The sequence below is a fragment of the Paenibacillus sp. J22P218 genome (genome assembly GCF_056269195.1).
Window position 1 is genome coordinate 1,668,930 of the sequence record NZ_JBWDNL010000001.1, and the last position, 23,545, is coordinate 1,692,474.

Below are 23,545 nucleotides of genomic sequence, written 5' to 3' on the forward strand. Positions count from 1 at the left end.
ATGGACGGCATTTTGGCGGTTTGGAAGCCGGAGGGCTGGACATCCCACGATGTAGTAGCAAAGGTAAGGCGCATATTGCGGATGAAACGGATCGGCCATGCTGGAACGCTTGACCCGATGGTAACAGGTGTGCTTCCGTTATGTCTTGGCCGCTCAACACGGGTCGTCGAGTACTTGCAGGAGCGTCCAAAAGCGTATGAGGCGGTACTAAAGCTCGGTATAGCTACCGACACGGAGGATGTAACAGGCGCTGTTCTCGAGGATCAGCCGAATCCGCAAGTGACGGAGGATGCCGTGCGCAAGGCGCTGCGTCAATTCGTTGGTCAGATCGACCAGATTCCGCCTATGTTCTCTGCCGTTAAGGTAGACGGCAAGCGTCTGTACGAGCTAGCGCGTGAAGGGAAGACGGTAGAACGGAAGTCAAGAACGGTGACGATCTACCAGTTGGAGCTTCTGGACATGAAGCTGGATCAACAGTATCCGGAAATTAGGTTTTCCGCTGTATGCTCCAAAGGCACTTATATTCGCACATTATGCGTTGATATTGGCAAGGCGCTAGGCGTTCCAGCTACGATGGCTAGTCTTACGCGCTCGATGTCGGGCGGTATTACTCGCGAGCGTTGCTTGACGATTGAGCAGATTGAACAATTGCAGCAAGCAGGCCGGCTTAATGAGCATCTCATTGACGCTGATGAAGCAATCGATCATTTGCCGATCGCCGAAGTACCAGCCTCTGTTGGCAAGCTAGCATTGCTGGGGCAGAAGATAGCCTTAGCCCATGCTGCCATAGCTGACGGTTCAGTTGCTAATAATGGTGTACTAGTGCGTTTATATAATGATCAACAGTTGTTTATAGGAATCTTTCAGATCGATACGGAAAGCGCGCTGCTGAAGCCGATTAAGGTATTCTCCTCAGTCGCCGAGTAAATTAAAGCTTATTAGGAAATGCAGGTGTATCAGCGTTGAAGATAATATCCCTTCAATATCCGTTAGACGATTTGTCCGCATTGCCGCTGGACAAACCGCTTTCTATAGCTATCGGCCACTTTGACGGCGTACACCGCGGTCATCAGAACGTGATCCGCAGAGCCGTGGTTGAGGCAAAAGCCGCAGGTCAGTTGTCGGCGGTCATGACCTTCGATCCGCATCCGAAAGAGGTGCTGGGCCAAGGCGATCATTATTACCGCTGCCTGACTCCGCTGCACATTAAGACGAAGCTGTTCGAGGAGCTTGGCGTCGATCTTGTTTTTGTAATGAGCTTCGATACCTCATTCGCCTCAGTCACGCCAGAGCGATTCGTTGACGAAGTTCTTCTTGGTTTAGGCGCGAAGCAAGTTGTCGTCGGCTTTGATTTCAGGTTCGGCAGCAAAGGCGCAGGCAATGCGGAAGCTCTTATGCGTCTTGGTGCGCCTAACATTGTCGTACACATCGTTGAACCGCTCTACGAGAATGAATCCAAGGTTAGCAGTACATGGGTTCGTGAGTCGCTGGAGAAAGGCGATCTGGAGACTGCCTCGCTGCTGCTGGGCAGAACCTACGAAATTACGGGCACAGTTGTCCATGGGGATGGCAGGGGGAGAACGATCGGTTTTCCAACCGCTAATATCGATTTCGATTATCCTTATGTTTCGCCAAGACTTGGCGTATTCGCCGTCATTGCATGGCTGGATGGCAAGCCGTACCCAGGTGTCCTTAATCACGGCATGAAGCCGACGTTCAATAAGGAAGGCGTTCAGCCCGTTATGGAAGCCCATCTGTTCGACTTCAACCGGGATATCTATGGTGAGACAATCCGAATCGAGTTCAAATCCTTCATAAGGGCTGAGCAGAAGTTCAGCTCGGTGGACGAACTTATTAAGCAGATTGGACGGGATTCCGACCAGGTAAGAGAACAATTCAAGGCGAAGTAAAGCAACGCCTCGACAAAAGCCTATTCGATATGATATACTGTACAACGTTGTGACTGATTATACACTTTGTATATACGGGCACATACTTAACCTTAGCTTGGTTGTCCGCTCTCACCGGCGGCGCACGAGGCTAATGGCGATTATGAAGAAGGAGGTGAATTAGGATGGCAATCACGCAAGAACGTAAACAGGAATTGATCGACACTCACAAAACGCACGCGAACGATACGGGTTCTCCGGAAGTTCAAATCGCTATCCTGACTGAAAACATCGTTAACTTAACGCAACATTTCCGGGAGCACAAGAAAGACCACCACTCCCGCCGTGGCTTGCTCAAGATGGTAGGTCAGCGCCGTAAGCTGCTTGCATACCTGAAAAACAAAGATGTTAGACGTTACAGCGCATTGATCGAAAAACTCGGCCTTCGCCGTTAAAAACATGCGTAATGAAAAGCAACCTGGCTGTCCTGCCGTCCGGGAATATCGGATAAGCGGATTCGGGTTGCTTTTTGTAATATGAAAAGTTTCCGAGAGATTTGCCAAAAATGTAAGGTATAGGAGGGATAACAGATGGTACATAGCATTGAAATGACTTTAGGCGGCAGACCGCTCACAATTGAGACAGGCCGTCTTGCAAAGCAGGCGAACGCTGCGGTAACCGTCCGATATGGCGATACGGTTATATTGTGTACAGTTACAGCATCAAACGAACCGAAGGATTTGGACTTCTTCCCGTTGACCGTTAACTACGAGGAACGTCTATACGCGGTCGGCAAAATCCCTGGCGGCTTCATTAAGCGCGAAGGACGTCCAAGCGAGAAGGCGATTCTGTCCAGCCGTCTGACTGACCGTCCGATTCGTCCTTTGTTCCCAGAAGGCTTCCGTAACGATGTGCAAATTGCGAATATCGTGATGAGCGTAGATCAAGATTGCCCGCCCGAAATTGCGGCAATGATCGGTACATCTGCAGCGCTTTCGATCTCCGACGTTCCGTTCAGCGGTCCAATCGGCGGCGTAAGCGTTGGTCGTGTGAACGGTCAATTCGTGATCAACCCGACGGTTGAGCAAGAGCAAGTAACCGATATTTTCGTAGTGGTAGCAGGTACGAAAGATGCCATTATGATGGTAGAGGCCGAGGGCAATGAAGTGTCTGAGGAAGTTATGCTGGAAGCGATTATGTTCGGCCACGACGAGATCAAAAATATCGTTGCGAAGATCGAAGAGCTTCAAGCCGTAGCAGGCAAACCGAAGATGGCTGTCAAACTTCATAGCGTTGATGCGCAAGTCAATGAAGAAGTTCGCGCATTTGCTTCCAAAGGTCTTCAAGAAGCGATTAAGATCGCGGAGAAGCATGCTCGCCAAGAAGCAATCGATGCCGTGAACAGCGAAACGATTGCTCACTTTGAAGTGAAGTATGCGGATTCGCCTGAGCTTCTGTCCGATGTGAAGGAAGTGCTGTACGATATCGTGAAGGAAGAGGTTCGCCGCCTCATTACTCATGATAAAGTTCGTCCTGACGGACGCGGATTGGACGAGATCCGCCCAATCGAGTGCGATGTGGCTTTGCTGCCGCGTACACACGGTTCCGGTCTGTTCACTCGCGGTCAGACGCAAGCGCTTAGCATTTGTACGCTTGGCGCAATGGGCGACGTTCAAATTTTGGACGGCATTTCCCCTGAGGAAACGAAACGTTTCATGCACCATTACAACTTCCCGCCATTCAGCGTAGGCGAGGCTCGTCCGCTCCGTCCTCCAGGACGCCGCGAGATTGGTCACGGCGCACTCGGCGAACGTGCATTATCGAAAGTTATTCCTTCTGAAGCTGATTTCCCGTATACGATTCGTCTTGTATCCGAGGTTCTTGAATCGAATGGTTCGACATCCCAAGCAAGTATTTGCGCGAGCACGCTTGCCATGATGGATGCCGGCGTACCGATCAAAGCACCGGTTGCAGGTATCGCAATGGGTCTCATCAAAGACGGCGATCACTTCTCGATCTTGTCCGACATTCAAGGGATGGAAGATCATCTCGGCGATATGGACTTTAAGGTTGCGGGTACGGCTGAAGGCGTAACGGCTATTCAGATGGATATTAAGATCGACGGCATTGACCGCAGCATTTTGCAACAAGCGCTTGAGCAAGCTCGTCTTGGACGCCTGTTCATTCTTGGTAAAATGACAGCAGTTATGTCGCAATCCCGTACTAACCTTTCCAAATATGCTCCGAAAATTTTGACGCTTCGCATCAACCCGGACAAAATCCGTGACGTTATCGGCGCAGGCGGCAAAATCATCAATAAAATTATTGAAGAAACCGGCGTGAAAATCGACATCGAGCAAGACGGCATGGTATTCATCGCTTCCTCGAATGAAGAGATGAACCAAAAGGCGAAAGCGATCATCGAAGGCATCGTGAAAGAAGTTGTCATCGGCGAAGTTTATCTAGGTACGGTTAAACGTATCGAGAAATTCGGCGTATTCGTTGAAATCTTGCCGAACAAGGACGGTCTTGTACACATTTCGCAGCTTGCGAATGAGCGTGTAGCCAAGTGTGAGGACGTCGTGGCCATCGGTGACCAAATTACGGTTAAAGTAACGGAGATCGACCAACAAGGCCGTATCAACCTTTCCCGTAAAGCTGTTCTTACACCAGAGACTGCGCAATAAGGCGGTTGGCATGACTATATCGCTTCAAACGAAGAGTCAGATTCGATCTGTCTCTTTTTTTGTTTTGCCCTGCTTTTACGGATAGCTTCATAATCTCGTCCAACGATTCATACATATGTGTAAAGCGTGTCCGCGTCTTGCGGCAAGAAGAATGGCGTGGGGCGCAATAGGCTATGCGGGAGTTGGGGCTATGGCGATTCGAAAAGCGGCAATCATCGCGGCAAGCATGCTGATGCTGATTGTCTTCGTTCGTATAAACGGTGACGTATCTGCTTATCTAACAGCAGTCAAATCAGGAGGCGCAAGTCTGGCGATAGGCAAGGTTGAGCGCAGCGATGAGGAAAAGCGGCTGCTCTATGATACAATTGTTGCCGAAGCAGCGAATAAGCGGGAAGCTCCCGTCAATGCAACGATCGATCGCGTATGGCGAGCGATCCCCGGCTACAACGGCATCGAAGTCGATGTCGAGCGAACGTATGAAGCCGCCTTGCGATTGCCGGCTAACAGCGCTATCCCATACCTATTCAAGGAAATAGAGCCGTCAATAAAGCTTGAGGACCTTGGAGCGCATCCCGTATATCGCGGTAATCCGAATAAGAAGATGATTGCGCTAATGATTAATGTAGCATGGGGCAATGAATATATTGAGCCGATGCTGAAGACGCTCGAGCAGGAGAACGTGAAGGCAACCTTCTTCCTCGATGGCAGCTGGTTGAACAAAAATGCCGATATGGCACGCAAGATTCAAGCAGCCGGACATGAAATGTCAAACCATGCTTACTCTCATCCCAATATGAGCGAATTAAGCCGTGGAGCGGCGTATACGCAAATTGCGAAGACGGAGGAGTTGCTGAAGTCAACGCTTGGCGTTAACAATCGATGGTTCGCGCCGCCTTCCGGCGATTTTAATCAAATGACCGTTCAAGTTGCCAGGGAGCAAGGTCTGCAAACGGTATTATGGACGATCGATACCGTGGATTGGAGGAAGCCGCCAGCGGAATCAATCATTCGCAAAATCAATGCTAAGCTTGAGCCGGGCGCGTTAATCTTAATGCATCCGACGGCATCCAGCAGGGATGCGCTGGCGGGAATGATTGCAAGCGCCAAGGCGAAGGGGTATGCGCTGGGAACGGTTAGCGAGACATTGTCTTCGAGCAGAATAACACCCTCCGTTGTTGAGGGAGCGGACTTATTCTGATATAGTGATATCATTCATGTTGTAGGAGGATACTTGGTGAACAAATATACGCTTAGTAATGGATTACGCGTTGTCGTTGAATATATACCGCATGTCAGATCGGTATCGTTCGGCATATGGGTAAAGACCGGCTCGCGCAACGAGACGCCGGAGAACAACGGCATTTCACATTTTATCGAGCATATGCTCTTCAAGGGCACGGACAAACGGTCTGCGAAAGATATCGCTGATTTATTCGACGGCATTGGCGGTAATGTGAACGCCTTTACGGCGAAGGAATACACATGTTACTTCGCAAAGGTGCTTGATGAGCATCTGCCGATTGCGGTAGATGCGTTGTCGGACATGTTTTTCAATTCGCAGATGGATCCAGAAGAGCTGGCGAAAGAGAAAAACGTTATTTTGGAAGAGATTTCGATGTACGAGGATACGCCCGACGACAAGGTGCATGACGAAGCATCGAGGGCATCGTTCGGCGATCACCCGCTTGCCTATTCGATTCTAGGCCTTGAAGAAAGACTGACGGCAATGGGACCGGATACGCTTCGCGGCTATATGAAAGAACGTTATACGATTGATAATACGGTCATTAGCGTTGCTGGAAACGTAGAAGAATCGACTTTGCTGGAGCTGCTTGAGAAACATTTCGGCGGCTTTAAGAACAACTCGGGCATTATCGTTGGCAACGAGCCGCCGATATTCCATGGAGAATACAACTTCTTTAAGAAGAAGACGGAGCAGAATCATATTTGCGTCACCTTCCCCGGCTGCTCGATTACGGATTCCAAGCTGTATGCAATGATCTTGCTCAACAATGCGCTGGGCGGCGGCATGAGCTCAAGACTGTTCCAAGAAATTAGAGAGAAGCGCGGACTTGCTTATTCCGTGTATTCCTACCATACGTCTTATGCGGATTCCGGCTTGTTCACGATCTATGCCGGCACCGCCCCTAAGCAGACGAAAGAAGTGCTTGATCTGACGATGGAGCAGATCGGCGAGCTGTCCGTCAAGGGACTATCCGAGGAAGAGCTACATCGCGGCAAAGAGCAACTGAAAGGCAGCTTGATACTCAGCCTTGAAAGCACAAGCAGCCGGATGAACCGTCTTGGCAAAAACGAGCTGATGCTCGGACGCCATTATACGCTTGACGATTTGCTGCAGCGTATCGATACGGTGACGATGGAGGATGTACAATCTGTAACGAAGCAAATGCTGTCCGTTCCTTTTGCCGTTGCGATGGTGGGATCTAATGACAAAGCAGCTGCGCAATTGGGGAGGAATCGATTTGTTCCAGGTACTGTTTAAACGACTAGAGGGTAACGAGGATATAGCCGTCCCTCGCAAAATGTCCGAGTGGGCTGCAGGCTTCGACCTGCAGGCTGCGGTCGGCGAACCTATTGTGCTGGCACCGGGAGAGCGCAAGCTCATCCCGACAGGCTTCGCCATGGCGATGCCGGGCGAGCTTGAGGCACAAATTCGGCCGCGCAGCGGCCTAGCGTTCAAGCATGGCATCACTTGCTTGAATTCTCCGGGTACGATCGACGCTGATTACCGCGGAGAAGTAAAGGTGCTGCTCGTTAACCTAGGGCAAGAGCCTTTCACGATTACGCGAGGCGAACGCATCGCGCAGATGGTATTCCAGGTAGTGCCTGCTGTAACGATAGTAGAAGAAGCGGGCGAATTGCCGGCAACGGTACGCGGAGCGGGCGGCTTCGGTCATACAGGCGTATAACGCACACGATAGCTATACGAGAAAGATCGGGGCATTTTACCCGATCTTTTTTTCTTTTTCACCCCGATTTGGGCGATCGCATAAGATGATACATATCCAGTTGCCAGAAAGGAGTGAGGCCTAATGCTAACAGGCGTTCAAGTGCTGTTGCTTGGGGGTGATGCAAGGCAGCTTGAAATTATCCGCAAGTTAACGGAGCTTGATGCAACCGTTACGGTATGCGGCTTCGACGGACTGCATTCCTCGCTAGACGGCGCCGTGCATGCGGAATTCGACGAGCAGCTGTTCGAAGGAGTGGATGCGCTTCTGCTTCCTGCAGTAGGAACGGATGATCAGGGCGTTATTCATGCCGTGTTCAGCGACCGTCAGATGAAGCTGACCGAAGCTCATATTGCGAAGCTGCCGAAGCATTGCAAAGTATATGCCGGCATGGCGAAGCCCTATTTGCGGCAGCTATGCGAGCAAAATCATATTGCTTTAGTCGAACTGTTCGACCGTGATGACGTTGCGATCTATAATTCCATTCCGACTGCTGAAGGCGCCATTATGATGGCTATTCAGAATACCGATTTTACGATTCACGGGTCTACGTCCATGATTCTTGGACTGGGGCGAACCGGGTTCACGCTAGCTCGAACGCTTCAGGGATTAGGGTCCAAAGTGAAGGTTGGCGTACGTCGTTCCGAGCACTTTGCACGTGCTTCAGAGATGGGTTTTGAGCCCTTTTATATGGGGGTTTTGCAGCAGCAAGTGGGTAATATTGACTTGCTTTTTAATACAATTCCGACTATGATAGTCACAGCGCAAATTATCGCAAATTTGCCATCGCGAGCGGTCATTATTGACCTTGCATCGAAGCCTGGCGGGACTGATTTCCGCTTCGCTGAGAAGCGTGGCATCAAGGCGTTGCTTGCACCCGGACTTCCCGGTATCGTCGCACCGAAGACAGCTGGACGTATCATAGCGGATTGCTTGACTCAGTTGATTTTGGACGATTCGATTAAGCGGGGGAATGGGTCATGAACTGGAATGGAATTACGGTGGGCTATGCGTTGTCGGGCTCACATTGCACGTTTGCTGAAGTCATGCCAGAAATTAAACGGTTCGTCGACGCGGGTGCCAATGTCGTGCCGATCGTTTCGAATACGTTAATGACGACGGATACTAGATTCGGCAAATCCGAAGATTGGCAAGCGCAATTGAAGTCGATTACCGGTAATGAGTTGATCTCCACGATTGTGCAGGCAGAGCCGCTTGGCCCTTCGAAGCTGCTCGACGTGCTCGTTATCGCGCCATGTACCGGCAATACGACAAGCCGACTGGCTAACGCACTGACAGACAGCGCAGTCTTGATGGCTGCTAAGGCGCAGATGCGCAATGGTCGTCCGGTCGTGCTCGCTATCTCTACTAATGATGGATTAGGGTTGAATGCTGCTAACATTGCGAAGTTGCTAGTGGCTAAACATATTTATTTCGTGCCTTTCGGTCAAGATAATCCGGTGCAGAAGCCGAATTCGCTTGTTGCCAAGATGGATCTTGTTATGGAAGCCTGCGAGGCAGCACTACAGGGCAAGCAGCTTCAGCCGCTGCTCATTGAACGCTATAACTAATTGTTGCGCACAATGAGACGGCACCTTCTTGATGCGTCTACGCGCATATCGTCAGCCGTTGTCGTTTCAGAGGCTACTAACAGGAATTTAATCAATAACAACTGCGATTAGTAAGGTGTCAAGCAGTTGCTGGCGGCCTTAATACGTGGATGGTCTTTGATAACCTGCTCGATTTGCAGCATGATACGCCATATGAGTCGCCGAAATGAACGCAACAGGTACATGTATTAAGAGAAGGATAGTAGACTGCTTCATCTTGCGATCGGCTACGGAGGCTAGCTTACATGCGCATCCTGATTCAAAAATTCGGGGGCACCTCATTATCATCCGATCATGCCAGAGAACATGTCATTGACCACATAAGAAGAGAACGAAGCAATGGATACGCCGTCGTCATCGTCGTGTCCGCGATGGGGAGGAAGGGCGATCCGTACGCTACGGATACGCTTCTTCAACTTATCAGGGATAATGGCGATCGATTGCCTGATCGCGAGAGAGATATGCTGTTGGGCTGCGGGGAGATCATATCTGCAGCCGCTTTATGCAGTTTACTTGTAGCGAGAGGTATTCCTGCTGTTGCCCTAACCGGCGGACAGGCGGGCATTATAACCGATGAACAGTATGGCCATGCACGTATTAAGGAAATACGGCCTGATCGCATCGTCAGCCTGCTGCATTCTGGCGTTGTCGTCATTGTGACAGGTTTCCAAGGCATTACTGCGCAAGGCGATACAACAACGCTCGGTCGAGGCGGAAGCGACACGTCGGCAACGGCGCTGGGCGCTGCTCTGCGAGCTGAGATGGTTGATATTTATACGGATGTCAGCGGGATTCTGACTGCCGATCCGCGCATTGTGAAGGAAGCGAAGCCGTTGCCCCGCGTCAGTTACGCAGAAATATGCAATATGGCGCGGCAAGGCGCGAAGGTCATACATCCTCGCGCGGTTGAGATCGCTCAGCATGCGAAGATTCCTTTCCGAGTTCGTTCAACATTTAATACGGACCCGGGGACACTCGTTACCGATACGTCTTTGGATCGTTCAGAGCATACGGTTAGGGATCGTCACGTGACCGGCATTGCGCATGTCTCAGGCATTACGCAAATATCGGTCAAAGCGATTGAAGGACGCAGCGACGTTCAGCTTCAAGTGTTTCAGTCGATGGCTAAGCATCGTATTAGCGTCGATTTTATTAATGTTACGCCGAGCGGAGCCATATATACCGTATTCGATCAGGACGCTGAGCGAGCTGTCAACGTGCTCAGGGAAGGCGGATTCACTCCAGCAGCGATTAATGGCTGCGCGAAGGTATCTGTAATCGGGGGCGGAATGAATGGCGAACCGGGCGTAATGGCCCGAATTGTCGAAGCATTGACAGAGCAAGGCATTTCCATTATGCAATCGGCGGATTCGAATACGACGATCTGGGTGCTTGTACGCGAAGCGGATATGGCGGCTGCGCTTCGGGCGCTGCATGCAAAGTTCGAACTTCACCTGCCGCTTTATTCGCAATAGTGAGCAATGTTAGCGATATATATTGGTTTCACAGATTATTCACGTATTCGATGAAGTCTTAATCATAGCTGTTTACGATGTTGGTTTTGCCCGATCGAACTTCGATGCGAACAGGCAAAGCTCTTATACTTATAGGAGGAGATCAGATGGACTTCGGAAGACTAATTACCGCCATGGTTACGCCGTTTGACGCAAACGGACAGATTGATTTGGAGACAGCAGCACGCTTAATCGATTATTTGATTGACGTGCAACAAAACACGAGCATCGTAGTATGCGGAACAACCGGAGAATCGCCGACGTTGTCCGACGAAGAGAAGCTGGAGCTGTTCCGTTTCGCTGTTAAGCATGCGGCAGGCCGCGTCAAAATTATTGCAGGAACAGGCAGCAACAACACGGCCCATACGATCCATCTTACGAAAGAAGCGGAAGCTTGCGGCGTGGATGGCATACTTCTTGTGGCCCCGTATTACAACCGTCCTAGCCAGGAAGGCTTGTACCAGCATTTCAAAGCAACGGCAGAAGCAACGAAATTGCCGATTATCCTTTACAACGTTGAAGGGCGAACTGGCGTCAATATTTCCGCAGCAACGACGATTCGACTAGCACAGATTGACAATATTGTTGCGACGAAGGATTGCGCATCGACCGATCAATTGACGCTAATCGTTGCCGGAGCGCCGGATGGCTTCGTCGTGTATAGCGGTGACGACAGCATGACATTGCCTGCGCTTGCAGTTGGCGCCTACGGCATTGTCAGCGTGGCGAGCCATGTCGTCGGCTCAGAGATGAAGCAGCTGATCGACGCATACTTGAGCGGCAACGTTCAGGAAGCCGCGCGTATTAACGGTCGATTGTTCCCGGTATTCAAAGGGTTGTTCAACTGTCCTCATCCCGTTCCTAATCCGGTTGCAGTGAAATACGCACTAGGGCTCAAAGGAATTCCGGTAGGCGAAGTAAGGCTGCCACTCGTTCCGGCAACGGAGCAGGAAGCTGCTTTCATTCGCGATTTGATTCAATAAATAACGCAATTATTTATCGACAGCCGGTGCGTCCAGCATCGGTTTTATTTTTTGGGGAAATCTAAATAATATCGCTAAATCGGGTTTCACTTGTATTCCAGCTTTTTCATCATGTATAATGAGTTCAAGTGACTGGGTGCGGCAAATATTTGAGAACGAAAGTAATAACGTCGGAACGGCGTCTGACGATAGAAGCGCATACGTAAACTCATATTTGCATTTTCGGTTTGCAACGATCGAGAATACGCTTTCGAAGCTGTCTAAGCTTCGGTACTTTTCGTATGATTTTTCGTGGCGACTTATGGTTTCACAGAGCCGAATGGCCGTATTCGTACGATCGGCTCACCGCTTTACATTTCCAAAGAATAGGCTTTCGAGGAATTTTATGCTTGATAAGCCACACTATATGCTTTCCATGAAGCTGTCATAAGCTTCACATACTTACCAACAAATTATATTGCTTACGAAGCAGCAAGTTGCTTCGCATAACCTTAAGGAGGTCTAGATCCACTTGTCGAAGAAGAACAACCAGGATAAGCTGCTCATATTTGCACTAGGCGGCGCAGGCGAAATCGGAAAAAATATGTACGTAATTCAATATAACAACGACATTGTTGTTGTTGACTCGGGATTGAAGTTCCCGGAAGAGGACATGCTCGGAATCGATATCGTCATTCCAGATATATCCTACCTCACAGAGAACCGCGACAAAGTTCGCGCTATTCTCATCACGCATGGTCATGAAGACCACATTGGCGGTTTGCCGTACGTGTTGAAAAGTCTGAACGTACCGGTATATGCAACAAAACTTACCCTTGGACTAATCGAAGGCAAGCTGAAGGAAGCGGGCTTGCTTGGCGAGACGAAGCGTATTCTTATCAATGCTGAATCCGAAATCCAGTTCGGCTCGATTCGCGCATCCTTCTTCAAAACGAACCACAGTATCCCGGACTCTGTCGGCGTAAGCTTGGACACGCCTGAAGGCACAGTCGTTCACACAGGCGACTTTAAGTTCGACCATACGCCGGTTAACGATCAGTTCGCCGATCTGCAGCGGATTGCTGAGATTGGAAGTAAAGGCGTACTTGCCTTGCTGTCCGACAGTACGAATGCTGAGCGTCCTGGCTTCACGCCTTCGGAGAGCAACGTAGGGGAAGAGCTTGAAGATATCTTCCGCAAATCGACGCAACGCGTTGTAGTTGCCACATTCGCATCCAACGTACACCGTATTCAGCAAATCATTAACGCTTCGATAGCAACTCGCCGCAAAATTGCTGTCGTAGGCCGCAGTATGGTTAACGTCGTAGGAATCGCTTCCGAGCTTGGTTATTTGAACATTCCCGAAGGGATGTTGATCGAACCGGAAGAAGTGAATAAGCTTGCTGCCGACCGTGTCGTTATTCTGTGCACAGGAAGCCAAGGAGAGCCGATGTCGGCACTTACGCGGATGGCGCGTTCGACACATCGCAAAGTTGATATTTTGCCTGGCGATACCGTCATCATCGCAGCAACACCGATCCCTGGTAATGAACGTTATGTAGGACGTACGGTCGATGAGCTGTTCCGTCTAGGCGCTAACGTCATTTACGGTCCAGGTTCCGTATCGGGCGTTCACGTATCCGGTCACGGCAGCCAAGAAGAATTGAAGCTTATGCTTAACCTGATCAAGCCGAAATATTTCATTCCTATCCACGGTGAATATCGTATGCAGCGTCAACACGCTAAGTTGGCTGAATCGATCGGTATTGAGCGCGAGAACATCTTCATCATCGATAACGGCGATACGGTTGAAGTTCAAGGCGGCGTAGGCCGCAAGGGCTCGAAGGTACAAGCCGGCAACGTATTGATTGATGGACTCGGCGTAGGCGATGTAGGCAATATCGTATTGCGCGATCGCAAGCTGCTGTCGCAGGACGGGATTCTCGTTGTTGTCGTTACGCTAAGCAAACAAGACGGCGCAATTCTATCCGGCCCGGACATCATCTCGCGCGGATTCGTTTATGTTCGTGAATCGGAAGGACTTCTTGATGAAGCGAACCGTATCGTCACATCGACACTCACGAAACTAATGAACGACAAAGTAAATGAATGGGCTTCGCTTAAGACGAATGTGAAGGATGCGCTTGGCCGCTTCCTGTATGAGCAAACTCGTCGCCGCCCTATGATTTTGCCGATTATTATGGAAGTGTAATTTCCATTCCGGATAAACAGAGGATCGCAAGTGTTCGCAGTTTAGGCTGCTTATGCTTGGCGGTCCTCTTTTTTACGCGCAAGCGATCCATTTCTCCTCCTGCCATATGCAGCGCAGCCGTATAAATTCAGCCATCAGCCCCATACTATGACGAGTTGCAGGTTATGAGCATAGAGGGGGATATCGATTAATGACAACGATCAGAATGGATGATTTGACAGCAGAACAACCCGAGCCGGCTGGAGCAGATGAGAAGAAAAAAGCGGCTGCTTCTGTTGTCGAGACGATTCAGCAGTTAGGCCAAACTTCTACACCGGTTAATGCGGAGTCCAACATCTTCTGTATGACGATTATCGGTCAAGTGGAAGGGCATATCGTGCTGCCGCCTCAGAATAAGACAACTAAATACGAGCATCTAATTCCCCAGCTTGTTGCGACGGAGCAGAATCAGAAGATAGAAGGCATTCTCATTGTACTCAATACGGTAGGCGGCGATGTAGAAGCAGGCCTTGCCATAGCCGAGATGATTTCCTCCTTGTCGAAGCCGACGGTTACGCTCGTTCTCGGTGGCGGACATTCCATTGGCGTTCCGATTGCGGTGGCCGGCAATTTATCCATCATTGCGGAGACGGCTACGATGACGATTCATCCGATACGATTAAACGGTCTAGTGATCGGGGTGCCGCAAACATTCGAGTATTTGGACAAAATGCAGGAGCGAGTCGTTCGGTTCGTCACCTCGCATTCCAAAATACCGGAGTCTACGTTCAAGGAGCTGATGTTCAAGACCGGGGAACTGACACGCGATATCGGTACGACTGTAATCGGCGCAGACGCAGTCAAACACGGCTTAATCGATCGTGTAGGCGGATTAGGCGATGCTTTGAAGGAGCTTAACCGGTTGATTGACGAACGCAGAAACGAGACGAAACGAAAAGTCGGGGAGGAAGCGACCGTATGACGCTTTATACAAGTATGCCGCTTGAGATCGTGCTGGAAGGATTCAGCGAAGAGATGGAGCCGCTGCAAGAGGTATGGGCAATGGGGGTAAAGATGCTTGTCACGCCAGTTGCGCCAGGCATGGGCAAGATCGTACGCTTACTTGAATGCTCGCTCGATGATTACTTGAATCCCAGACTTAATCCGGGGATGATTATCAACTACGATTACGTATAAAGGCTATTGCAAGTACCATCGTCTCATAGGAACATTTCCCCACCTATGGTATAATGTTTTACTAGAGGTGACGGAATTGGCTAAGAGAAGAAAACGTAAAAAATCGATAGCAGCTCAACTAAAATATGAGGTTTACGGCATTTTGCTTATAACGATTTCCATCATCGCGTTGTCAGGCGAAGCAACTGTCGGGCGATCATTATCTAAGCTATTCGGACTTATACTTGGCAAGTTCTATTTCGTGCTTGCTCTAATCGGCATATACGTCGGTCTATACGTGATGGTGAAACGGATATGGCCGAAAGGATGGTCGAATCGGAAGACGGGTTTGTTTATATTGGTGTTGGCATTGACCTTGTGGAGCTCGGTAACGGAGATCGATAAGAAGCTTCGCCCGACGACGGAGCTGTCAGGAAGTCTTATTTTGACTCAATTAAGTACGGATATCCGAATGGGATTGCTATCGGCTCCCGATGCTGAGGTTGCGGCTGATCCCGATGCACCAATTAAAGATAGGGCAATTAGCGGCGGGTATGTCGGGGCACTGCAATATTCGATGCTGTTCTCATTATTCGGTTACTACGGATCTGTGCTTATCCTGCTCGTCATGTTCGCGATCTCGATCATGCTGATGACCGGCAAATCGTATGTCGAGCTTGGCCGCATTATTCAGAAACGGGCAGGCAACATGATTAAGCTGCTAATGGCCAAATGGGCAAAACGATCCTCGCTCCGCGCGGCAGCAGTTGCAGCTAACGGTCCGGTCGCCGCGAACGGTGGTGACGATCAGACGATTGATGACGATGATGAATACGCTGATTATGAAATCGTGAAGCCGAAGAAGAAAAAATCTTTGTTCTTCTCATGGAGGCAAGAACAATCACAAGAGGCGCATGTCGATAAGGATGAGTCATCGGACGAATGGATCTTCGAGCCGGATGACGATACACGTCTTTCCGGGAGTAAGCCGTCTTGGCAATCGGACAATAACGAGCAGCCATGGGAGAAGTCCGGCGAAGCGGGAGAAGCAGTAGTGCCGGATGCCGACCTTGCTCCTTGGGAGCAAAGCGAAACGATTAATCATACTCCAGTCGTAATCGAGTCTGAACCTGAACGTCATGAAGAGGCTGGCCGCGGCGAATGGCCGCAGGCAGTTGAAGAGCCGCTGCCTTGGCAGCAGCCTAATGGAAGTGCAGATTCAAGCGATGACGCGGATGAAGACGATGTTATGCTTCGAGAGGGAGCAGCTGTTCCTAGCGATGTTATAGGCGCAAGTACGAGTGTAGGTTCGGTCGAAACATCGGAAGCACTTGTTGTATCTGTGAGCGGCGATGAGCATGCGCCCCGCAGACCGATAGCGGAGGAAAGACCGGTAGAGAAGCCATACTTGCTGCCGCCATTCTCGCTGCTGACAAAGCCAAGCTCCATAGGCAAGGGAGCCGATGCTACCGATAAATACGATTCGAAGCGCAAGCTGGAGGCGACGCTGGAAAGCTTCGGTGTCAAAGCAACCGTGCTTGACGTAGTTCGCGGACCAGCTGTAACACGCTACGAGGTGCAGCCTGCTACAGGCGTGAAGGTAAGTCGTATCGTAAGCTTGACGGATGACATTGCGCTTGCTCTTGCAGCTAAGGATATTCGGATGGAGGCGCCGATTCCCGGCAAGTCGGCAATCGGAATTGAAGTGCCGAATATGGAAGTGTCGGTCGTAACGATGCGCGAGGTCATGGAGACCGTCCCGTTCCAAAATGCAACTTCAAGACTATCCATTGCATTCGGACGTGATATATCTGGACAGCCTATCATCGGCAACTTGGCGAAGATGCCCCATCTGCTCGTTGCAGGGGCAACGGGATCAGGCAAGTCCGTATGTATCAATGGCATCATTACGAGCATCTTGTACAAAGCAACGCCGGACGAAGTGAAGTTTCTTATGATTGACCCTAAGATGGTTGAGCTTAACGTGTACAATGGGATTCCGCATTTGCTTGCGCCAGTCGTTACCGATCCGCGCAGAGCTTCGCTGGCGCTTAAGAAGATTGTTGTTGAGATGGAGAAGCGATATGAGCTATTCTCCAAGTCAGCGACGCGCAATATCGAAGGTTACAACAACTTAGTGGCGGACAACCCGTCCGCCGTATTGCCGTACATAGTCGTTATCGTAGACGAGTTAGCTGATTTAATGATGGTTGCAGCGAATGATGTAGAGGATTCAATCGCGCGTCTTGCTCAGATGGCGCGCGCTGCCGGCATCCACTTGATTATTGCGACGCAAAGGCCTTCAGTTGATGTCATTACCGGCGTCATAAAGGCGAATATACCTTCCCGTATCGCATTCGGCGTTTCTTCGCAGGTGGATTCGCGTACCATCCTCGATATGGTCGGCGCGGAGAAGCTGCTTGGACGCGGCGACATGTTGTTCTTGCCAGTCGGCATGTCGAAGCCGATACGCGTGCAAGGCGCTTTCCTTTCCGACCAGGAGGTCGAGGTGCTTGTCAATTACGCCAGAGGACAAGCAGAAGCGGAGTACAAGGAAGACCTCGTTCCCGAGATCGATGACGACACATCCGGCGATGACATGCAGCTCGACGAGCTGTACGATCAAGCCGTGCAAATCGTATTGGAAGCGAAGCAAGCTTCCGTTTCGCTGCTGCAGCGACGGATGCGAATCGGCTATACGAGAGCTGCAAGGCTAATCGATCAGATGGAAGCGAAGTCGATCGTCGGACCTTATGAAGGCAGCAAGCCGCGTGAAGTGTTAATGACGATGGAGCAATTCCAAGCGGGCAAGACAGGCTCATAAGCTGCCCTTGTATTGGATAAGCTGGCAGAGGTGCATAGAAGCAGGATTACTTTCTCATAATAAGGTTAGGTAACGCTCACTTCAGCGAACTAACTTGCAAGAGAAAGGCAGATCCCTTCATGAAAAACCGTTTGATTGTGGTGACCTCGGTCATTGTGCTGATCTTGTTCGGCACCTTCTCCTTGCTGCGAAGCTATTCGAATGAAGCAGCCGAAACATTTAGCAGCGCAATACTCAAGGTTGGCTCCTCAGGCTCGGATGTATACGAGTTGCAAGGTCGATTGAAATATTTGGGCTATTATAACGGCAAGATCGACGGGCAATTCGGTACAACGACCAAAAATGCAGTAACGTGGTTTCAATGGAAATTCGGACTTAAGTCAGACGGGGTCGTAGGCAGCAAGACGAAGCTGAAGCTCTGGGAAGCAACCAAGTCGTGGAAGCCGACCGCTTCTGATTCGCCTTCGACAGGCGGCGGCAGCGGCAGCGGGGCAAGCAAAGAGACGGCAACCGGCGATTCTACTTCGATCGGTCAATCGAATCGGCTTGGCTTGACCGACAACGATCTGAAGATTATGGCGAATGCCGTATATGGAGAAGCGCGCGGCGAGCCTTATGAAGGCCAAGTTGCGGTTGCGGCTGTCATCTTGAATCGTCTGAAATCGGAGAGCTTTCCGAATACGATCTACGGCGTCATATTCCAACCTGGCGCTTTCACCGCAGTTGCAGACGGCCAAATTTACTTAACGCCGAACGAACGTGCCAAAGATGCAGTAGAGGATGCGATTAACGGCTGGGACCCATCCGGCGGTTGTCTCTACTACTTCAATCCGGTCACGGCGACATCGAAATGGATATGGACGCGAACGCAGATCAAGACGATTGGCAAACACATATTTTGCATGTAATCTACATCGCAACAAAGAGAGGAAGCAGCCGCTACTGCCATGCGCAGCGTCGGTTGCTTCTTCCATTTCTTATAGGGTAGAATGGTATAGCAGATGGTCATTTGGAATAGATTATGTTTAAAATCGGTCTACGTGTTTACATAACTGTAAGAGCGAAAGGAGCTAACCTTTAGTGACCCAATTCGAGAGAGGGCAGTTGGAGCGTATTCGGCTTCATGTATTGCCGACGAAACGATTCAAGACGTTTGCCATATCGTTATTTGCAGGACTTCCGCTTGAGGAAGATAACGTAACGCCTGTAGCTCTTATTCCGTTCGTGCTGCGCAGAGGCACAGCAAGCACGCCGGAAACGATTGCGTTCCGTGAACGGCTTGACGACTTGTATGGCGCAGGCTTCGGTTTTGATGTATATAAGCGAGGCGATGCACAGATCGTGCAATTCCGTCTCGATGTGATTAACGATCAATTTGTCTCGAGCGACGTTCCGCTTCTGGACGAATCGATCACATTCCTTGGCGAAGTGTTCACTGATCCTGCGAAGGAGAAGGAGGCGTTCAGAGCCAAATATGTGGATGCCGAGAAGGAGACCCTTCGCAAGCGGCTCGAGTCGATCGTCAACGACAAGATTCGTTATGCGGCTGAGCGCTGTCTCGAGGAAATGTGCAAGGATGAGCCTTATAGGCTTCATCCGCTCGGTAAGCTTGAGGAGATTAACGAGATCACGCCGACATCGCTCTTCGAACGCTATGAGCACTGGCTGGAGCAAGCAGCGCTTGATTTGTATGTCGTAGGCGATACGACACTGGAGGAAGTGACTCAGCTTGTCGCAAAGGCATTTCAGTTGAAGCCTGGCACACCTGCAGGCTATAGCTTGCCGGATGTTAAGCATCAAGTAAGCGAAGTTAAGACTGTCATCGACAAAATGGACGTTAACCAAGGCAAGCTTAATATGGGTCTTCGCACAGGCGTAGGCTACGCAGACGACGATTATCCTGCAGCGCTTATGTATAACGGGATTCTTGGCGGCTACCCGCATTCGAAGTTGTTCCTTAACGTGCGTGAGAAAGAAAGTCTTGCCTATTACGCAGCTTCCCGTCTCGATGGTCATAAGGGCATTTGCACGATTCAGTCCGGCATCGAAATCAAAAACTACGAAAAAGCCGTTACCATAATAAAGGAACAGCTTGAATCGCTGCGCCAAGGCCAAATTTCAGAGCTGGAGCTCGATCAGACGAAAGCGATGATTGCGAATCATTTGCGGGAATTGCAAGACTCGGCTTACGAAATGATCGCTTACGACTTCAACGGTGTGCTGACAGGCAATGAACGCAGCGCGAAGCAACTGCTGGAGCAGGTTCAAGCGGTTACGGCTGAGGACATCGTGCGCGTAGCGAACCGTGTGCAGCTCGATACCGTCTACTTCTTGCGCGATCGAAAGGAGGCATAATAGCGTGGAAACGTTGAACTATCCGAATGTACAGGAGACGCTTTATCGCGAAATATTGGATAACGGCCTGGAAGTGATTGTGTTGCCGAAGGAAGGCTTCCAGAAGACGTATGCCACCTTCTCCACGAAATACGGCTCGATCGACAACAACTTTGCGGTTGGCACCGAAGAACCTGTGAAAGTACCGGACGGCATTGCGCACTTCCTGGAGCACAAAATGTTCGAAGAGCCGACCGGCGACATCTTCGCCGTATTCGCCGCACAGGGCGCTTCGGCGAACGCCTTTACGAGCTTCGACCGTACCGTCTATTTGTTCTCCGCGACCGAACAGATTAATGCCAATCTGGAGACGCTCATTAATTTTGTCCAAAATCCTTATTTCACTGATACGAATGTCGATAAGGAAAAAGGCATCATCGAGCAGGAAATCAATATGTACAGGGATAACGCCGACTGGCGCGTATACTTCGGCTTGATTGACGCCTTGTACCACAATCATCCCGTGCATATCGATATTGCCGGCACGGTCGAGTCCATCTACCAGATCGACAAGGAAACGCTGTATCGCTGTTACGAAACGTTTTATCACCCGTCCAACATGCTGCTGTTCGTGGTTGGCGGCGTCAAGGCCGATGAAGTGTTTGATCTCGTGCGAGCTAACCAAAACAGCAAGACGTTCAGACCGCAAGGCGAAATACGGCGCTTCTTTGACGATGAGCCTTCTTCGGTCAAAATAACGCGTAAAGTATCCGAGCTTCCTGTATCGCTTCCGAAAGTGATGATCGGCTTTAAGGAGAAGGAGGTTGGTCTCGAAGGCGAAGCGCTGCTCCGTCAAGAGGTCGAAACGAAGCTTATGCTTGACGCGCTGATCGGCCCAAGCTCGAAGCTCTATCAGAGCCTGTATGAGCAAGACTTGATCTCCGATTCCTTCGGCCATGAATTCAATTCAAGCAGCGGTTATTCTTTCTCGGTTGTCGGCGGCGATACGCCGAAGCCGGATGAGCTGATCGCTCAGATTAAGCAAGCAGTGGAAGCGCTATTGGAGTCCGGTATCGAGCCTGCGGCGTTCGAGCGATCCAAGCGCAAAAAAATCGGCGGATATCTCCGGATGCTTAATTCCCCAGAAGCGATTGCCGGCGAGTTTACGAGATACCGCTTCCGCGACAGCGATATGTTCGATGTGCTGGCATTCTACGAAAGCTGCACATTAGATCAAATTAATGAACGTCTTCGCGGGCATTTCGACTTTAATCAAATGTCCGTGTCGATCGTACAATCGCCTGCGGAGTGAAGACATTGCAGCAAATGACGGTTTTGATTACCGGGGGAAGCCGCGGCATCGGGGCGGCCATCGCCAAACGATTCGCCGCGGAGGGCGTCAACATTGTCATTCATTATTTGCATTCGCATGAAGCAGCTAACGAAACGGCTCGCACATGCATGGCGCTAGGCGCAAATGTATTGACCATCTCCGCCGACCTGCGCTCCAAAGAACAGCTTGAGCGGATGCGCGACAAGCTGAAAAGCCATCATATGCTGCCTGATATTTTGGTTAATAACGGAGGCATATCGCATTACGGCATGTTAATGGACGTCACCGAGCAAGACTGGGACGACGTCATGGCTGTTAATTTGAAAGGCATGTTTCTCTGCTCGCAGCTATTCATGCCTCATATGATTGCGGAGCGTTTCGGCCGCATTATTAACGTGTCGTCCATTTGGGGCATCTCAGGCGCCTCCTGCGAGGTTCTGTACTCGACGACCAAGGGCGGCATGAATGCATTCACGAAGGCGCTGGCTAAGGAGCTGGCGCCCTCTGGGGTGACGGTGAACGCGGTTGCGCCAGGCGCAGTTGATACGGTCATGATGGACAGCTTCAACGAGGAAGAGAAGGCTGCGCTGCAGCAGGAAATTCCGGTCGGACGATTCGGGTCGCCCGAAGAGATTGCATCGCTCGTCTACTTCTTATCGTTGCCGGAATCATCGTATATAACAGGGCAAATTATTAGCCCGAACGGCGGATGGCATACGTAGGACAAGCATCCAATGTTGTGCAATGCCCGTTTGTTGAATAATCAAGACCACAATATCGCATCATAAGGACTGTTGCTTATTCTTTTCCACACCCACAGGAGGCGAAGAGTCATGTCAACCGTCCTAACTAACTTTGCTACATGGAAGCATTTCTTGGCTGATCGCGTATCGCAAGCTAAGAAGATGGGGATGACCGAGGAGACGATTGCGAGCTTAGCATTCGAGATCGGTTCATTCTTGGATGAGAAGGTCGATCCAAAGAACGAGGAAGAACGTCTTCTGAAGCAGCTTTGGGATGCCGGCGATGAAGCAGAGCGCAAAACGCTCTCTTGCTTGATGGTGAAGCTCGTCCAGGAATCTTAGAACCGCAGGCTGTGTCCTAAACAGCCGTAATCGTCGCAATCAATGTGAAACAGCAGAGGAGCCTCCGAAATGGAGGCTTTTCTGCAATGTTTCATGTGAGGTTGCAGGATTGTGATGAAAATTGTAGAATAATGCTTTATGACGTATAATTTTCCGCACAACCATTACGATTATGTTCAAATTTAGGACGGTGACAGCAGGCAATGGAAAAAAAACAGTGGTATATGGAGTACAAAATACATAAAAACCGTCCGGGCTTGCTCGGAGACATCGCTTCCTTGCTCGGGATGCTCGAAGTAAACATTATGACGATTAACGGCGTCGAGGATCGTACGCGCGGCATGCTGCTGCAGACGGACGACGATGAGAAGATCGAGCTGCTAGGCAAAATGCTGCAGAAGGTTGACAACATTACGGTCAACAAGCTTAGAACGCCTACGATTGTCGATATATTGGCCGTTCGTCACGGTAGATATATCGAGCGAGATTCCGACGACCGCAAGACGTTCCGATTCACGAGAGACGAGCTCGGCATATTGGTTGATTTCCTTGGCGAAGTGTTCAAGCGCGACGGCAATCAAGTGATCGGGCTGCGCGGCATGCCGCGTGTCGGCAAGACCGAATCGATCATTGCGGGCAGCGTATGTTCCAATAAACGTTGGACCTTCGTATCCTCGACGCTGCTTAGGCAGACGGTTCGCAGCCAGTTGTCTGAGGACGAGATGGGGCCAAACAATATTTATATCATCGATGGTATCGTAAGCACGATCCGTTCCAACGAGAAGCATCATGCGCTGCTTCAAGAGATTATGGCCATGCCTTCGACGAAGGTCATTGAGCATCCGGACATTTTCATTAAGGAGTCCCATTACGATTACAGCCACTTCGATATTATTGTTGAACTGCGCAATTCTCCTGATGAAGAGATTTCTTATGAGAAATTTACCGCAAATTATACAGACGACTTCTAA

21 protein-coding genes are annotated in these 23,545 nt (G+C 50.3%); all 21 read left to right on the forward strand.

Features of this window, described 5'->3' with window-relative positions; genetic code table 11:
* The gene (gene truB / locus AC0YN0_RS07015; protein ID WP_475820572.1) at positions 1–927 is read left to right on the forward strand and encodes a tRNA pseudouridine(55) synthase TruB; all 927 of its coding nucleotides are present in this window, start codon (positions 1–3) and stop codon (positions 925–927) included.
* 35 nt (positions 928–962) lie between these two features.
* Positions 963–1,910 (forward strand): bifunctional riboflavin kinase/FAD synthetase, encoded by a 948-nt coding sequence (locus AC0YN0_RS07020; RefSeq protein ID WP_475820573.1) that lies wholly within the window; start codon positions 963–965, stop codon positions 1,908–1,910.
* A 164-nt stretch (positions 1,911–2,074) separates the two neighbouring features.
* On the forward strand, positions 2,075–2,344 hold the full coding sequence (gene rpsO / locus AC0YN0_RS07025) for a 30S ribosomal protein S15 (RefSeq protein WP_307204092.1): 270 nt from the start codon (positions 2,075–2,077) through the stop codon (positions 2,342–2,344).
* A gap of 135 nt (positions 2,345–2,479) precedes the next feature.
* Complete coding sequence (gene pnp / locus AC0YN0_RS07030; protein WP_475820574.1) at positions 2,480–4,576, forward strand: polyribonucleotide nucleotidyltransferase; 2,097 nt, start codon at positions 2,480–2,482, stop codon at positions 4,574–4,576.
* Positions 4,577–4,766: 190 nt separating this feature from the next.
* Positions 4,767–5,774: a polysaccharide deacetylase family protein gene (locus AC0YN0_RS07035; protein WP_475820575.1), complete on the forward strand. Its 1,008-nt coding sequence runs from the start codon at positions 4,767–4,769 to the stop codon at positions 5,772–5,774.
* A gap of 36 nt (positions 5,775–5,810) precedes the next feature.
* Positions 5,811–7,079, forward strand: a complete 1,269-nt coding sequence (locus AC0YN0_RS07040; RefSeq protein WP_475820576.1) for a M16 family metallopeptidase — start codon at positions 5,811–5,813, stop codon at positions 7,077–7,079.
* Complete coding sequence (dut, locus tag AC0YN0_RS07045) at positions 7,024–7,506, forward strand: dUTP diphosphatase (RefSeq protein WP_475820577.1); 483 nt, start codon at positions 7,024–7,026, stop codon at positions 7,504–7,506. The genes AC0YN0_RS07040 and dut overlap by 56 nt, the downstream gene beginning before the upstream one ends.
* Before the next feature lie 123 nt (positions 7,507–7,629).
* Entirely contained in the window at positions 7,630–8,529 is a 900-nt protein-coding gene (gene dpsA, locus AC0YN0_RS07050) for a dipicolinate synthase subunit DpsA (RefSeq protein ID WP_475820578.1), read from the forward strand.
* Positions 8,526–9,116: a dipicolinate synthase subunit B gene (locus tag AC0YN0_RS07055; protein WP_337103007.1), complete on the forward strand. Its 591-nt coding sequence runs from the start codon at positions 8,526–8,528 to the stop codon at positions 9,114–9,116. The genes dpsA and AC0YN0_RS07055 overlap by 4 nt, the downstream gene beginning before the upstream one ends.
* Positions 9,117–9,400: 284 nt before the next feature.
* Positions 9,401–10,630, forward strand: coding sequence for an aspartate kinase (dapG, locus tag AC0YN0_RS07060; protein ID WP_475820579.1), 1,230 nt, complete (start codon positions 9,401–9,403; stop codon positions 10,628–10,630).
* 146 nt (positions 10,631–10,776) lie between these two features.
* Positions 10,777–11,652 carry a 4-hydroxy-tetrahydrodipicolinate synthase gene (dapA, locus tag AC0YN0_RS07065; RefSeq protein ID WP_475820580.1) on the forward strand — a complete coding sequence of 292 codons (876 nt, stop codon included), beginning with the start codon at positions 10,777–10,779 and terminating at the stop codon, positions 11,650–11,652.
* A gap of 511 nt (positions 11,653–12,163) precedes the next feature.
* The gene (locus tag AC0YN0_RS07070) at positions 12,164–13,843 is read left to right on the forward strand and encodes a ribonuclease J (RefSeq protein WP_337103004.1); all 1,680 of its coding nucleotides are present in this window, start codon (positions 12,164–12,166) and stop codon (positions 13,841–13,843) included.
* Positions 13,844–14,033: 190 nt separating this feature from the next.
* Positions 14,034–14,804, forward strand: a complete 771-nt coding sequence (locus tag AC0YN0_RS07075) for a ClpP family protease (protein WP_475820581.1) — start codon at positions 14,034–14,036, stop codon at positions 14,802–14,804.
* Positions 14,801–15,019, forward strand: a complete 219-nt coding sequence (locus tag AC0YN0_RS07080; protein WP_442053007.1) for a YlzJ-like family protein — start codon at positions 14,801–14,803, stop codon at positions 15,017–15,019. Before AC0YN0_RS07075 ends, AC0YN0_RS07080 begins: the two co-directional genes overlap by 4 nt.
* Before the next feature lie 76 nt (positions 15,020–15,095).
* Entirely contained in the window at positions 15,096–17,822 is a 2,727-nt protein-coding gene (locus AC0YN0_RS07085; protein WP_475820582.1) for an FtsK/SpoIIIE family DNA translocase, read from the forward strand.
* A gap of 119 nt (positions 17,823–17,941) precedes the next feature.
* Complete coding sequence (gene sleB, locus AC0YN0_RS07090; RefSeq protein WP_475820583.1) at positions 17,942–18,730, forward strand: spore cortex-lytic enzyme; 789 nt, start codon at positions 17,942–17,944, stop codon at positions 18,728–18,730.
* Positions 18,731–18,902: 172 nt separating this feature from the next.
* A complete protein-coding gene (gene yfmF / locus AC0YN0_RS07095) occupies positions 18,903–20,177 on the forward strand; it encodes an EF-P 5-aminopentanol modification-associated protein YfmF (protein WP_475820584.1) in 1,275 nt (424 codons plus the stop codon).
* Positions 20,178–20,181: 4 nt separating this feature from the next.
* The gene (yfmH, locus tag AC0YN0_RS07100; protein ID WP_442050892.1) at positions 20,182–21,468 is read left to right on the forward strand and encodes an EF-P 5-aminopentanol modification-associated protein YfmH; all 1,287 of its coding nucleotides are present in this window, start codon (positions 20,182–20,184) and stop codon (positions 21,466–21,468) included.
* 14 nt (positions 21,469–21,482) lie between these two features.
* Positions 21,483–22,211: an elongation factor P 5-aminopentanone reductase gene (ymfI, locus tag AC0YN0_RS07105; RefSeq protein WP_337103030.1), complete on the forward strand. Its 729-nt coding sequence runs from the start codon at positions 21,483–21,485 to the stop codon at positions 22,209–22,211.
* 111 nt (positions 22,212–22,322) lie between these two features.
* Positions 22,323–22,574 carry a DUF3243 domain-containing protein gene (locus tag AC0YN0_RS07110; RefSeq protein ID WP_337102998.1) on the forward strand — a complete coding sequence of 84 codons (252 nt, stop codon included), beginning with the start codon at positions 22,323–22,325 and terminating at the stop codon, positions 22,572–22,574.
* Between the two features lie 203 nt (positions 22,575–22,777).
* Positions 22,778–23,545, forward strand: coding sequence for a DUF3388 domain-containing protein (locus AC0YN0_RS07115; protein ID WP_337102997.1), 768 nt, complete (start codon positions 22,778–22,780; stop codon positions 23,543–23,545).